This window comes from Mesorhizobium sp. M7A.F.Ca.MR.176.00.0.0 (assembly GCF_004023165.1).
Taxonomy (GTDB): domain Bacteria; phylum Pseudomonadota; class Alphaproteobacteria; order Rhizobiales; family Rhizobiaceae; genus Mesorhizobium.
The window spans coordinates 45,210-58,142 of the sequence record NZ_RZTC01000031.1 but is presented as its reverse complement, the minus strand read 5'-3'; the positions used below and the strand labels follow the sequence as shown (position 1 = coordinate 58,142).

Sequence of the window (12,933 nt, the reverse complement as noted above, 5' to 3'; positions counted from 1 at the left end):
CATCGCGGGCGCGAATACGGCTGCGCACCGGCGTACCTGCCTTCATCGCCAGCTGTGGCACCCGGAGCTCGCCCGCGGCCGAGCCGAGCACGGTCATGCCGAAAGTTTCGTCGTGATGCAGCACCCTGGTGTCCAGCACGGCGCCGCCCTCGCCGCGCTCCTCCGCCGGCAACAGGTCGAGCCTTTGCATCACCGCCTCGGTCGGCCCGCTGGCAACGACATTGCCCTGTGCCAGCATCACCACATCGCTGGCCAGCCTCGCCACTTCGGCGACCGAATGACTGACATAGACGATCGGGATTTTCGTCTCGTCGCGCAGCCGTTCGACATAGGGCAGGATTTCGGCCTTGCGCGCTTCGTCGAGCGAGGCCAGCGGTTCGTCCATGAGCAGCAGTCTGGGGCTGGCAAGCAATGCCCGGCCGATCGCCACGCGCTGTTTCTCGCCGCCCGAGAGCTTTGCCGGCCGCCTGTTCATGAGCGGCCCGATGCCGAGCAGGTCGACGACGGCATCGATATCGGCGTAGCGCTCCGCCGGCGGCGTGAACCAGCGGCCGTAGCGAAGATTGCCGGCAACGCTCAAATGCGGAAACAGCCGTGCGTCCTGGAACACCATGCCGATGCGGCGCTTGTGCTTCGGCACGAAAATGCCGGCACCGGTATCGACCAGCACACGGCCGTCGACCTCGATGCGTCCCCTGTCGGGCCGGATCAGCCCGGCAATCATGTTGATCAGTGTCGTCTTGCCCGACCCAGACGCGCCGAACAGCGCCGTCAGCCGCCCGGCGCTTTCGAAGCGGGCGTCGATGGCGAAACCACCCAGCCGATGACTGATGTCGACGAGAACGCTCATTCGATGTCCAGTCGCCGGCCGACACGCCGCGCCAGCACCTCCGAAGCCACAAGTGCTGCCATGGAGATGACGATGGAGATCAGCGTCAGGCGGAGCGCCCCTTCATCGCCACCCGGCACCTGCGTGAAGGTGTAGATCGCCGACGGCAATGTCTGCGTCTCATTGGGAATGTTGGAGACGAAGGTGATGGTGGCGCCGAACTCGCCCATCGCCTTGGCGAAGGCCAGGATGGCGCCGGCGATCAGCCCGGGCAGGATCAGGGGCAGCGTGATGGTGGCGAACACCCAGAGCGGATTGGCGCCGAGCGTTCCCGCCGCCGCTTCCATCTTGCGGTCCACCGCCTCGATCGACAGCCGGATCGCCCGCACCATCAGGGGAAAGCCCATGACGCCGCAGGCCAGCGCCGCACCTGTCCAGCGGAAGGAGAAGACAATGCCGAAATGCTCGGCCAGGAAGGCGCCGGCCGGGCCGCGCCGGCCGAAGGTCAGCAGCAGCAGGTAGCCGGTCACCACGGGCGGCAGGATCAGCGGCAGATGCACCAGCCCGTTGAGAACGGTCTTGCCCCAGAACTGTCCCCGGGCAAGCAGCAGCGCGATCAAGATGCCCGGCGGCAGGCTGGCGAGCATCGCCACCATTGCCACCTTGATGGACAGCCGAACCGCATTCCATTCGTCGGGAGTGAGGTCCAGCAGCCAGTTCATTGTGCCCCTTGGAACTCAGTTGCTCGGCGCGAGTACGGTAAATCCCTGATCCTTGAACAGCGCGGCCGCCTTGGCCGACTGCAGGCATTTCAGGAAAGCCCGCGTATCCTTGTCCTTCGAATCGGCGGTCTGGGCAACCGGATAGATGATCGGCGGATGCGAATCCTCCGGGAAGGTGCCGACCACCTTGACGCCCTTTTCGGCGTGCGCGTCAGTGGCATAGACAATGCCAAGGGCGGCTTCGCCCGTCGAAACCAGCTTCAGCGCCGCGCGCACGTTTTCGGCCTGCGCCACCTTGCCCTCGACCGAGGACCAGACGCCGAGCGATTCAAGTGCGGCCTTGCCGTATTTGCCGGCCGGCACCGCCTTGAAATCGCCCATGGCGAGCTTGCCGTCGCCGATCAGCTTGGCGAGGTCGAAGCCCTTCTCGATCCTGGTGTCGACCGCCGAGTCCTTCGGCGCCACCAGCACGATCTCATTGCCGAGCAGCTTCACTTCGGTGTCCGGCTTGGTCAGCTTCTTGTCGGAGAGATATTTCATCCAGTCGAGGTCGGCCGAGATGAAGACGTCGGCAGGCGCCCCGCCCTCGATCTGTTTGGCCAGCGCCGAGCTCGCGGCATAGGAGACGGTCGCCGCCTCGCCGACATCGGCCTCGCAGGCTTTGTTCACCGCGTCGAGCGCATCCTTGAGGCTGGCCGCGGCAAACACCACCACCTTGTCTTCCGCATGTGCTGCCGGCACCGCCGCCATCAACATCGCCGCAACCCCCCCAATGGTGATCGCCCTCGATCCAAAGCCTATGCGCGTCATGGAAAACTCTCCCTGATTGAATTCCGGTCGGCCCGAAGCCTCCCAACCGATATATCCGCATGAATATAACAAGGGAAGGTCTGGCGCCCCATGAAAGCGTCTGTACGACACCGATTGTTCTGGTGAGACCGGCAAAGAAACCCTGGAAAGGAAACTCCGATGAAGATCAGCGCCCGCAACGTCCTCAAGGGAACGATCGCCGAGATCGTCAAGGGAGCCACCACCTCGCATGTCAGGATCGACATCGGTGGCGGCGCCATCGTCACCGCCTCGATCACCAACGAGGCCGTCGCCGATCTCAAGCTCGAAAAGGGCAAGCAGGCCTATGCCGTGGTCAAGGCCTCGGACGTGATGGTCGGCATCGACTGAAATTTGCGGCCTTAGACCGCGATCGGCGCCTTGATCGACGCATCGGCGACGTAGTTTTCCAGCCGGAAATCCTCGAAGCGGAAGGCGAACAGATCCTTCACCTCCGGATTGATCCACATCGTCGGCAGCACCTTCGGCGTGCGCCGCAGTTGTTCGCGTGCTTGCTCGAAATGGTTCGAGTAGAGATGCGCATCACCGAGCGTGTGGACGAAATCGCCGGGTTTCAGCCCGGTGACCTGCGCCACCATCAAGGTCAGCAGGGCATAGGACGCGATGTTGAACGGCACGCCAAGAAAGATATCGGCGGAACGCTGGTAGAGTTGGCAGGAAAGCCGCCCTTCCGAAACATAGAACTGGAAAAGGCAGTGGCAGGGCGGCAGCGCCATCGCTTCCACCTCGGCTGGGTTCCATGCCGAAACGATCAGCCGCCGCGATTGAGGATTTTTGCGTATCTCCTTGAGAAGATTAGCGATCTGGTCGATCGAGCCGCCATGGCCATCCGGCCAGGAGCGCCATTGCTTGCCGTAGACCGGGCCGAGATCGCCATTCTCGTCGGCCCATTCGTCCCAGATCGAAACGCCGTTATCGGTGAGGTATTTGATGTTGGTGTCGCCAGCCAGGAACCACAGAAGCTCATGGATGATCGACTTGAGATGCAGCTTCTTGGTCGTGGTGACGGGAAAGCCGCGCGCCAGGTCGAAACGCATCTGGTAGCCGAAGACGGAGCGCGTTCCGGTGCCGGTGCGGTCGCCGCGATCGGCGCCATTGTCCAGCACGTGCTGCAGGAGGTCGAGATACTGGCGCATCGGTGTCCGGCTCGATTCGGTTGTCCAGCCATCATAACTTACAGACGGGCGGTCGAACACCACAAAGCAGCGCAAGCCCAGCCCGAAGCCAGCCAGTCCCCAACAACATCACCGGCTGGCGCCTAGACCGCGCCAGCCCTGCAAATGACGCGCAATCGTCAGAGCGAGCCGAGCTTGCCCAGGTCCTTCGCGACTAGGTAGTAGAAAGTCACTCGGCTCTTGGTGTTGTCGGCAGCCATTGCCTTGCAAGTCTTCTCGATTGACGCATCAGCCTTCGCTGCGTCGCTGATGCCGAGTTTCTTGGCGACCCAGTTGTCCCTGACACGCCCGAGTTCCTTCGGGTCGGTGCAGGATACCAGCGAGGAATCGCGGTTCCTGAGCGCGATGCCCAGGTGCTTGACGATCTTTTCAACCGCATCAGCACTGGCGCCGGCATCGTATTTCTTCACGTCTGCAAGATAATCGGCCATCAAAATTCCCCTCGTCGGCGCCACGGATCCGATCGATGAGGGCTGTGGCGCGCTGCAACATGTGCGCTAGGTCGGTAACTCCTCACCGGGGCAAAGCTTCGGTTGAGACCGCGCCCAAGTCAACCCTTTGGACTTGCGGTTTTGTAAGGGGACAAAGTGCCATTGCGGCCTTCCATTTCTTGCGATGGCCCCCTATATTCAGTCTGTCGGCTTGACCGACTATGGCGATAAATGGGCGATGAAATAAGCCGTTCGGACCCGGGGGCGGTACCCGGCGCCTCCACCAAAAGCCGCTGCTGATGACAGAGCGGTTTTTGCTGGGGGCGAAATAGGATCGACGAAGGTGTAAAGATCGTACTTTTGCCCGGCATGGTACCACCGTCATCGGGCTAAACCTGTAGTTGCAAATGACAACTATGCGGAAGCACGTCTCGCCGCGTAAGCGGTGCGATAGCTTCAAATCAAGCCCTAGAGGTTCGCACTTCTAGGCGGGGTTCGGAGGTACCTGGCAACAGAAACCTCCACTTCTCCCCTCCTCCTCAACATGCGTTACGCACAACGGCAGCTCCCGCCGGCCAACTTCGCACGCCCTCGGCCGCGAAGCCGCCCTGCCGCGTGCCACCTCTCCACGGACAAAACATGCAAAACGATTCCGATCGATTCTTCGTGCTGACCGGCGGTCCCGGCTCCGGCAAGACCACCCTGATCGAAGCCCTGCGCCGGGCAGGCTTTGCCACCTCGATCGAAGCCGGCCGCGGCATCATCCGCCACCAGTCCGATATAGGCGGACCCACTTTGCCCTGGCGCGATCGCGCGCTATTCGCCGAGTTGATGCTGTCATGGGAGATGCGCTCGTATCAAATCGCGCAAGAACAGACCGGGCGTCCTGTTTTCTTTGATCGTGGCGTTCCGGACACGCTCGGCTATCTCAGGCTGAGCGGCCTGCCGGTACCCGAACACGCCAACGCTGCCGCCGAGCGCTTCCGCTACCATCAGCGCGTCTTCGTCGCCCCGCTATGGCCGGAGATCTTCGCGCAGGATGAAGAGCGCAAGCAGACGCTCGACGAGGCCGAGCGCACCCACCATGCGCTGGTCGGCGTCTACACGGAACTGGGCTATGAGATGATTCCGTTGCCGCTGGCATCCGTCGAGGCGCGGCTGCGCTTCGTGCTGGCCGAGACAGGATTGGCGTGAACAGGATTGGCGTGAAAAAGGCCGGGATGAACCCCGGCCTTTTTCATTTGTTTTGGTTGCTTATTCCGCCGGCGCCTCGACGGCCTCGCGCGAGCGGCCGAGCGTGACCTTGGCCAGCGTGAAGGAAATCACCGCACAGAGCGTGATGCCGGCCACCATCGGCAGCGGCGTGCCGTCGAAGAACACGCCGGCAACGCCCATGGCGAGCGCACCGATGGCGAAGTGCAGCGTGCCCATCAGCGCCGACGCCGTGCCGGCGATCTCGCCATGCTCTTCCATGGCCAGCACCGAGGTGGTCGGGATGACCAGGCCGAGGAAGCCGTAGCCGACGAACAGCAGGGCCGCCATCACGTCGAGCCGGTCGACGCCCGTCGCCATGATCGCCAACAGCACCACCATCGTCGAGGCATAGCCGGTCACCGCGACACGCACCACGCGGCGCAGCCCAAAACGCTCGGCCAGCAGCCCGGTCAGCTGCGACATGCCGATGAAAGCCACCGCATTGATCGAGAAGAACACGCTGTAGACCGAAGGCGACAGCCCGTAATGGTCGATCAGAATGAAGGACGAGCTCGACAGATAGACGAAGAAGCTCGCAATGCCGAAGCCGGCGATCGCCACCAGGCCAAGGAAATTGCGGTCGCCCATCAGGAAGCGATAGCCGGCAAGCGCGGTTCCGAAGGAGGAACCGACGCGTTCTTCAGCCGGCCGCGTCTCCTTGAGCGAGGTTGCGAGCAGCACCGTGGCAAGGGCGGCCGCACCGGTCACCGTCCAGAACACGGCGCGCCAGCCGAAACTCTCAATGATCACGCTGCCGGTCAGCGGCGCCAGGATCGGCGACACCGAGAACACCAGCATCAGCAAGGACATCAGCTTGGCGGCCTCATTGCCGGTATGCAGGTCGCGCACGATGGCACGCGGAACGGCCATGCCGGCGCTGGCGCCAAGCCCTTGCAGGAAACGGAAAGCGATCAGCCATTCGATGGTCGGCGCCATTGCCGAACCGATGCCGCCAACCATGAACAGCGCAAGGCCGCCATAAAGCGGCAGCTTGCGGCCGACCATGTCGGAGATCGGCCCGACGACGATCTGGCCGAAACCCATCGACAGGAAGAAGATCAACAGGCTCATCTGCACGGCAGCGGTGCTGGCATGCAGATCCGCGCCGATCGACGGCAACGCGGGTAGATACATGTCGATGGCGAACGGGCCGATGGCGGACAACAAGCCGAGCACGACCGCGATGCGGAGGAATTTGGGACTCATGATAAAGGCTTCTTTCAAATCTGGTTGCCGCCGCCAGGCGACGTCTAACCTAGGACGTTCCATCCCGTGAGATTCCGACACCTCAAGAGCGAATCCTATTCGTCTCTCTCACGCGAAATCTCTTTATCTTGTGTCCACAAATTTAGACACTCTTGTCTAAATCGTCAATCACCTCTATATAGTTTTTTATGAAGCTGCCCGTTTCTCCTGACATTTTCCCGCCACGCGGCCATGAGGCCAAGCGCCTCTCGATCGTCGACTCCGCCGCCACCGTGTTTTGCCGCGAAGGTTTCGCTGGCGCCAACATCGATCTGATCGCGGCCGAAGCCGGCGTTTCGCGTCAGACGATCTACAACCATCATGGCGACAAGGAGAGACTGTTCGTCGCTGTGGTCCGCGACCTCACCGAACGCTGCAATGCCGGCATCTTCGCCACCATTGCCACCTTCCCCGACCAGCCGGGGGATCTCGAAGCCGACCTGATCGGCTTTGCCGTGCGCCTGAACCAGAACTGCATCTGCAACCGCGACGGAAAATTCCTGCGCAAGCTGATCCAGACCGAAGGCGAGCGCTATCCCGAACTGTTTGCCGAATGGCGCGAACAGGGTCCGGGCAGGACATGGCCAGCAATCGCCGCCCGCTTCGCCCGCCTCGCCTATGGCGGCCATCTCACGATCGAGGATCCCGACGTGGCGGCACGCCAGTTCCTTGGCCTCGTCAATGCCGAACTGCAGACCAGCTTCATGCTTGGCGGCTCGCCGCGCGAGGACGAGGTGCTGCAATCCGCGACCAATGGCGTGCGCACCTTCCTGCGCGCCTTCGGCAAGCGCCGGTCCGCGGCATCGTCCGAAAAGCAAAGCGCGCTCGCCAGCGCCTGAGCGATCAAATCGCTGGCAATAGTCTTCGCTTCCGCGCGAGGGTGATCTATATGCGGTTTACGCCGCCCTCAAGCTTGATTACAGCTATGCGGACGATTCAACGGAACCCGACCGCCACATGGCCGACGACCACATCCGCTACGACATTCTGGCCCAGGAGGCGTTGCGCGGCGTCATGCGCAAGGTCCTGGCCGAAGTCGCGCGCACCGGCCTCCCCGGCAACCACCACTTCTTCATCACCTTCCTGACCGGCGCGCCGGGCGTACGCGTGTCTTCGCGGCTGCGCGAGCGCTATCCCGAGCAGATGACCATCGTCATCCAGTTCCAGTATTGGGACCTGAAGGTGACCGACACCGGCTTCGAGGTCGGCCTGTCCTTTTCCGATGTGCCGGAAAAACTCGAAATCCCGTTCTCGGCCGTGCGCGGCTTCTATGATCCCTCCGTCAATTTCGAGCTCGAATTCGACGTCAAGACGGATGGCGCGGCAGCCGAGGAACCGGCTGCGCCAACTCCGGAGCCGTTGACCATCGTCTCCGAGAAAAAGCCGAAGGCCGAGAAGAAGGCCGCCGCCGAGGCGGAGAAGAAGCCCGCTGCCGCGGACGCCGCCACCAAGGGCGCCGAAGTGGTTTCGCTCGACGCCTTCCGCAAGAAATAGGCCGACGGCATGGCCGAGATCGTCAATCTCCGCCAGGCCCGCAAGCAGAAGGCGCGGGACGAAAAGCTGCGCGCCGCCGAACAGAATCGCGCGCTGCACGGCCGCTCCAAGGCCGAAAAAGAACGCGACCGCATCGCCGCCGACAAGAGCGAAAAATTCGTTGCCGGGCATCGTCGTGAAAAGCCCGGCGACCCCGACCGTCAATGAGCCCGGTCGAAAAGCGTTCTGTGACCATTCGCGGTCACCGCACCAGCTACTCGCTCGAAAAACCCTTCTATGACGACCTCGTCGCGATCGCGGCGACCAGAAAGCTGACGCTTGCCGCGCTTGTTGCCGAAGTCGACGAGACAAGGCCCCGCGACACCAACCTGTCCTCTGCGTTGAGGCTCCATGTCCTGGAGTGGGCGAAGCGCGGAACGGATTTCTAGAGGCCTTCGACCGCCGCTTCCTTCTTCCTGCGTCTGGTGCCGAAGCCAAGCAAGGTCGAACGCTCGCGCTCCTCGGCCTGTTTCCTGGACCGCACGCGCATCAAATCCTTCCAGCCGACATAGCCGACCAGCAAGGAGCCTTCGCGAGTGACGACGGGCAGATGAGAGACGTTGGCCGTCAGCAGCTTGTCGGAGAGGCCTTCGAGATATTCGTCCGGATAGGCCAGCGTCACCTTGCTGCCGGCCAGCAGTTCGCCAAGCGTGGTGGTGCGGTGCGTGCCGGCGCGTCTCCAGCGCAATATAGCCGGCGGATCGATGAGGCCCAGCACATGGCCGAGCTCATCGACCACCGGGAAACTCGGATGCCGTGTTTCCGGCGCTGTCAGGAATGCCGCAGCGCCATGCAGCGTCATCGTCGCCGGCACGCTTTCAACCTGTGAGGTCATCACCTCGCGCACCCTGGTCAGGGCGAAAGGGTCGACGCGGTATTCGCGAACCAGATGATGTCCCCTTCTGGCGATCTTTTCGGTCAGGATCGACCGCTTCATCAGAAGCACGGTGACGGCGTGCGCCGCAGCGCAGGCAGCAATCAGCGGCACCAGCATATGTGTGTTGCCGGTCAGTTCGACGGCGAAAAACGTGGCGGTCAGCGGCGCACGCATCGTGCCGCCCATCGTGGCGGCCATCGCCAGCAGCGCCCAGAAACCGGGATCCGCGGCAGGCAGAACGCCGGCGAGCACAGCGCCCATAGCCCCGCCCATGATCAACAGCGGCGCCAGCACACCTCCCGACGTTCCCGAGCCGAGCGCTACCGACCAGATGATCGCCTTCACCACCAGCAGCAGGAGGGCCGCCGTCGCGACGGTGCGGCCATCCAGCATGTCGGTGATGTTGTCATAGCCGACGCCGAGCGCCTGCGGTTCGATCAGCCCGCCTATGCCGACCACCAGACCGCCGATCATAGGCCACCACATCCAGTGGATCGGCAGCTTCTGAAAACCGTCCTCGCAGGCATAGACCATCTGCGTCAAAAGCCCCGATAGCAGGCCGGCGCAGATGCCAACCAGAACCCAGCCGCCAAGCCCGGTGAACGAAACCGCCATGCCGCCCTGAAACGGGAAGATCGGCCCGGGCAGATGCAGCATGGTGCGCTCGACCTCGGCGATAACAGCCGCGACCGCCACCGGAATGAAGCTGCGCGGGGTCCATTCGAATAGCAGCAGTTCGACGGCCAGCATGATGGCGGCGATCGGGGTTCCGAACACCGTGGTCATGCCTGCTGCCGCACCAGCCACCAACAGCGTCTTGCGCTCGTTGTCGCTGACCGGCAGCATCTGCGCGATCAGCGAGCCGATCGCGCCGCCTGTCATGATGATCGGCCCTTCGGCGCCGAACGGTCCACCGGAGCCGATCGAGATCGCCGACGACAGCGGCTTCAGGATCGCCACCTTGGCGTCGAGTTTTGAGCGCCCGAGCAGGATCGCCTCGATGGCCTCGGGTATGCCATGGCCGCGGATCTTCTCGCTGCCGAAGCGCGCCATCAGGCCGATGATCAGCGCACCAATCACCGGGACGATGACGGCGGCAAGCCCAAGCGGTGTGTCCTCAAGCTTCAGGTCGGCAAGCGAGAACTGGCCGAAATAGGCGATGTTGGTGGCCAGCCGGATCAGCTTCAAAAGCGCGATGCCGGCAAACAACCCGGCTGTCGCCACCACCACGGCAATAGCGGCGACGAGCAGCACCCTGGCATCCGTGGTGAAATCGCGCAGGTGCTCCGGATTCGAATGAGGGGTCTTCATGGCAAAATTGCTTCCTGGCGGCGGGCCGTGTGTCTGAGATGCGGCACGGTCGAAGCGGCCAGCCGGGTTTATCGGTTGCTATGTATCGTAACACGATATAAATATTCAAGCCGGTTTCGCCCGAAATCCGTTTGAGCTTTCGCCGGAAAACGAACACATGTCTGATATGTCGCAGCCACAAAAACCACGCCCCGCCATCAGCCAGGCCGATTACCAGCGGCTGTCGGAGTTTCGCTACCTGATCCGCCGCTTCCTCGAATTCAGCCAGGTCCAGGCGGAAGACGCCGGCCTGACCCCGCGCCAGCATCAGGCGCTGCTGGCGATCAAGGGATTCCCCGGCGGCGGCCCGGTGACGGTTGGCGACCTCGCGGAACGCCTGCGCATCCGCCACCACAGCGCCGTCGAACTGGTCAACCGCCTCGGCGAAGCTGGGCTGGTCACAAGGGATCAGGACAAGGACGACCACCGCCGCGTGCTGCTACATCTGACCGAGCGCGCCGACGATTGCCTGGCCGAACTGTCGGCGGCGCATCTCGACGAACTGTCACGCATCGAACCGATGCTGCGGCGGCTGCTCGATCGCGAGTGAGCGCTCCGGCGTCTTGCGGGCGACACGAATTATTTTTCGGCGCCGAATCCTTTCGCCCAACGACAACGTCTCAAGGATGAGCACTCCCAAAGGCGCAGGGCAACCAAGAGGAACAACTGCGATGAAACGCCACCTGATACGCTACAAGACGAAACCGGAACGGGCCGATGAGAATGAGCGGCTGGTCAAGGCCGTGTTCCAGGAGCTGCGGGAAAAATCGCCGGACGGCGTTCGCTACATGACATGGCGGTCCGACGACGGGACCTTTATCCATATGGTAGAGACGAAAACCGAGGCCCATGCCGACATTATCACCGGGCTGGCGGCATTCGAGGCCTTTCAGAGCGGCATCAGGGATCGCTTGATCGAGCGTCCGCAGCGCGAGGAAATGACCGTGGTGGGCCACTACCGGATGCTGGACCAATAACGGCGAACAGAGGCGCATGACTATCCCCGGCGAGATCCGCGAACCTTTTGCCCGCCTGTTCGGCGAAATGCGTCCAAAACTGCATCGCTATTGCGCCCGCATGACCGGCTCGGCCATCGACGGCGAGGACGTGCTGCAGGAAGCCCTGGCCAAGGGGTTCGAGGCGCTGCCGGATGCCGGCCCGATCGCCAATCCGGAGGGCTGGCTGTTCCGCATAGCCCACAATGCGGCGCTCGATTTTCTGCGCCGGCGAGCCCGCGAAAGGGCTTTTTCCGATGAGGACCCGGACATGATCGTCGACCCAGCCAATCCCACCGCCGATCGTCAGGCCGCGGCGGCCAGCCTGCACACCTTCATGCGCCTTCCCGTCGCGCAGCGAAGCAGCGTGATCATGATGGACGTTCTAGGCTATTCGCTGCAGGAGATCAGCGACATGCTCGACACCAGCATCCCTGCCATCAAGGCGGCGCTGCATCGCGGTCGCGGCCGGCTCCGCCATCTTGCTGACGAACCGGACGACCGTCCTGTTCCGAAACTGAGTGCCGCGGAGCGCCTGCTGCTCAACGCTTATATCGACCGCTTCAACGCACGCGATTTCGATGCGGTGCGCGACATGCTGGCCGAAGAAGTACGACTGGAACTGGTTGCCCGGACACGGCTGAACGGCCGCAAGGAAGTAGGTACCTATTTCGGCAACTATTCCCGGGTGCAGGACTGGCGTCTCGTGCCCGGCTTCGTCGAAGACAGGCCGGCAATCCTCGTTCGCGATCCCAATGATCCGAAGGCGCCCCCTGCCTATTTCATCCTGCTGGCGTGGCAGGATGGCAAACTCTTGACCATCCGGGATTTCCGCCATGCCCGCTATGCGGCAGAGAGCGCGCAACTGCTCGTCCTCTGAATCTGCGGATCGCCGATCAGGAAGGCGTTTGGCCTACTGCAGCGACTTCAGCAGATTGTCGATCGTGAACGGATTGGACTTCGGCTTGGCCGGCGGCGGATTGTCGTTGGCTTCCGGCAGCGGCGCCCGCTCCACCTTCGGAGCCTGCTGCGCGGCCTTGCGTTCGGCCTCGAGCCTTGCCTTTTCCTGCGCCGCGATGCGCACAGCCTCTTCCGCCTTCTGCCGCTCCTGCTTGTCGACCTGCGCCTTGGCCGCCTCGTCGGCGGCTTGCTGTTCGGCAGCGGCCTTGGCGTCGGCGTCCGCCTTGGCTTTGGCATCGGCGTCCGCCTTTGCTTTCGCCTCCGCGTCGGCCTGAGCCTTGGCATCGGCATCGGCTTTCGCCTGGGCATCCGCTTCGGCCTTGGCCTCGGCTTTCAGCCGTGCTGCTTCCTCCTGCTTGCGCAATTCCTCGGCGGCCTTATCCCGTTCGGTCTTCAACGCCGCGTAGTAGCGCACCTCGCGCCGAAGCCGCTGCTTTTCCAGCAACGCGGCCTGCATCGCCTCGACGCGCTGCTGCTCTTTCTCCAGCGCGCGCTGGGTCAGGAACTGCGCCAGCGGCTCACTGTCGAATGCTCGTTTGACAGCGCCGAACGGCCCCTCGGCGGTGAAATTCACGACCGGCTCGGAGCCGACCAGTGCCTCGTCGCCAGGCCGATAGGTGATCGCACCCTTGGCCGACACCGTGGCCGCGTTGAGATCCGCCGTGACGTCGGCGGACAAGGTCGCCGCTGGATTTTCCAGGCTGACAGGCGGC

16 protein-coding genes, 1 other RNA gene and 1 pseudogene are annotated in these 12,933 nt (G+C 63.0%); 10 read left to right on the top strand and 8 right to left on the bottom strand.

Annotated features, from left to right (window positions below; all coding sequences use genetic code 11):
* From modC to modA, 3 genes are all read right to left on the bottom strand, one after another.
* Window positions 1-850: molybdenum ABC transporter ATP-binding protein (gene modC, locus EOB59_RS13170; protein ID WP_128288511.1), on the bottom strand; the 850-nt coding region annotated here is incomplete at its 3' end.
* Window positions 847-1,551, bottom strand: a complete 705-nt coding sequence (gene modB, locus EOB59_RS13165) for a molybdate ABC transporter permease subunit (protein WP_127328916.1) — start codon at window positions 1,549-1,551, stop codon at window positions 847-849. The genes modC and modB, both read right to left, overlap by 4 nt.
* A 15-nt stretch (window positions 1,552-1,566) precedes the next feature.
* On the bottom strand, window positions 1,567-2,361 hold the full coding sequence (modA, locus tag EOB59_RS13160; RefSeq protein WP_128288510.1) for a molybdate ABC transporter substrate-binding protein: 795 nt from the start codon (window positions 2,359-2,361) through the stop codon (window positions 1,567-1,569).
* 159 nt (window positions 2,362-2,520) lie between these two features.
* Here modA and EOB59_RS13155 point away from each other — a divergent pair, with 159 nt between their 5' ends.
* Window positions 2,521-2,730, top strand: a complete 210-nt coding sequence (locus EOB59_RS13155; protein WP_024501417.1) for a molybdopterin-binding protein — start codon at window positions 2,521-2,523, stop codon at window positions 2,728-2,730.
* 11 nt (window positions 2,731-2,741) lie between these two features.
* Here EOB59_RS13155 and EOB59_RS13150 read toward each other — a convergent pair whose 3' ends face one another.
* Both EOB59_RS13150 and EOB59_RS13145 read right to left on the bottom strand, forming a co-directional pair.
* The gene (locus EOB59_RS13150; protein ID WP_027160597.1) at window positions 2,742-3,536 is read right to left on the bottom strand and encodes a thymidylate synthase; all 795 of its coding nucleotides are present in this window, start codon (window positions 3,534-3,536) and stop codon (window positions 2,742-2,744) included.
* A gap of 158 nt (window positions 3,537-3,694) precedes the next feature.
* The gene (locus EOB59_RS13145; protein ID WP_023813086.1) at window positions 3,695-4,006 is read right to left on the bottom strand and encodes a DUF2853 family protein; all 312 of its coding nucleotides are present in this window, start codon (window positions 4,004-4,006) and stop codon (window positions 3,695-3,697) included.
* Between the two features lie 166 nt (window positions 4,007-4,172).
* Here EOB59_RS13145 and ssrA point away from each other — a divergent pair.
* Window positions 4,173-4,532: a transfer-messenger RNA gene (ssrA, locus tag EOB59_RS13140) on the top strand.
* Window positions 4,533-4,645: 113 nt separating this feature from the next.
* A complete protein-coding gene (locus EOB59_RS13135) occupies window positions 4,646-5,200 on the top strand; it encodes an AAA family ATPase (protein ID WP_128288509.1) in 555 nt (184 codons plus the stop codon).
* 60 nt (window positions 5,201-5,260) lie between these two features.
* On the opposite strand, the gene EOB59_RS13130 is transcribed toward EOB59_RS13135, so the two are convergent.
* On the bottom strand, window positions 5,261-6,466 hold the full coding sequence (locus EOB59_RS13130; RefSeq protein WP_127321519.1) for a multidrug effflux MFS transporter: 1,206 nt from the start codon (window positions 6,464-6,466) through the stop codon (window positions 5,261-5,263).
* Between the two features lie 188 nt (window positions 6,467-6,654).
* Here EOB59_RS13130 and EOB59_RS13125 point away from each other — a divergent pair, with 188 nt between their 5' ends.
* From EOB59_RS13125 to EOB59_RS13110, 4 genes are all read left to right on the top strand, one after another.
* Window positions 6,655-7,344, top strand: a complete 690-nt coding sequence (locus EOB59_RS13125) for a TetR/AcrR family transcriptional regulator (RefSeq protein WP_128288508.1) — start codon at window positions 6,655-6,657, stop codon at window positions 7,342-7,344.
* A gap of 118 nt (window positions 7,345-7,462) precedes the next feature.
* Entirely contained in the window at window positions 7,463-7,999 is a 537-nt protein-coding gene (locus EOB59_RS13120) for an SspB family protein (protein ID WP_027160604.1), read from the top strand.
* 9 nt (window positions 8,000-8,008) lie between these two features.
* Entirely contained in the window at window positions 8,009-8,206 is a 198-nt protein-coding gene (locus EOB59_RS13115) for a DUF4169 family protein (protein ID WP_127396239.1), read from the top strand.
* On the top strand, window positions 8,203-8,427 hold the full coding sequence (locus tag EOB59_RS13110) for a ribbon-helix-helix domain-containing protein (protein ID WP_127328907.1): 225 nt from the start codon (window positions 8,203-8,205) through the stop codon (window positions 8,425-8,427). The genes EOB59_RS13115 and EOB59_RS13110 overlap by 4 nt, the downstream gene beginning before the upstream one ends.
* Here EOB59_RS13110 and EOB59_RS13105 read toward each other — a convergent pair.
* Window positions 8,424-10,226, bottom strand: a complete 1,803-nt coding sequence (locus EOB59_RS13105) for a chloride channel protein (protein WP_128288507.1) — start codon at window positions 10,224-10,226, stop codon at window positions 8,424-8,426. The two genes, EOB59_RS13110 and EOB59_RS13105, sit on opposite strands and share 4 nt — an antisense overlap.
* Before the next feature lie 157 nt (window positions 10,227-10,383).
* Between EOB59_RS13105 and EOB59_RS13100 the strand changes: the two genes are divergently transcribed.
* The 3 genes from EOB59_RS13100 to EOB59_RS13090 all read left to right on the top strand — a co-directional run bounded on the left by EOB59_RS13100 (window position 10,384) and on the right by EOB59_RS13090 (window position 12,140).
* Entirely contained in the window at window positions 10,384-10,815 is a 432-nt protein-coding gene (locus tag EOB59_RS13100) for a helix-turn-helix domain-containing protein (protein ID WP_128288506.1), read from the top strand.
* Between the two features lie 121 nt (window positions 10,816-10,936).
* Window positions 10,937-11,242, top strand: coding sequence for a hypothetical protein (locus EOB59_RS13095; RefSeq protein ID WP_128288505.1), 306 nt, complete (start codon window positions 10,937-10,939; stop codon window positions 11,240-11,242).
* Between the two features lie 16 nt (window positions 11,243-11,258).
* Complete coding sequence (locus EOB59_RS13090; protein WP_128288504.1) at window positions 11,259-12,140, top strand: RNA polymerase sigma factor; 882 nt, start codon at window positions 11,259-11,261, stop codon at window positions 12,138-12,140.
* 33 nt (window positions 12,141-12,173) lie between these two features.
* Here EOB59_RS13090 and EOB59_RS36250 read toward each other — a convergent pair.
* A pseudogene (locus EOB59_RS36250) lies at window positions 12,174-12,933 on the bottom strand (AsmA protein); the annotation flags it as partial.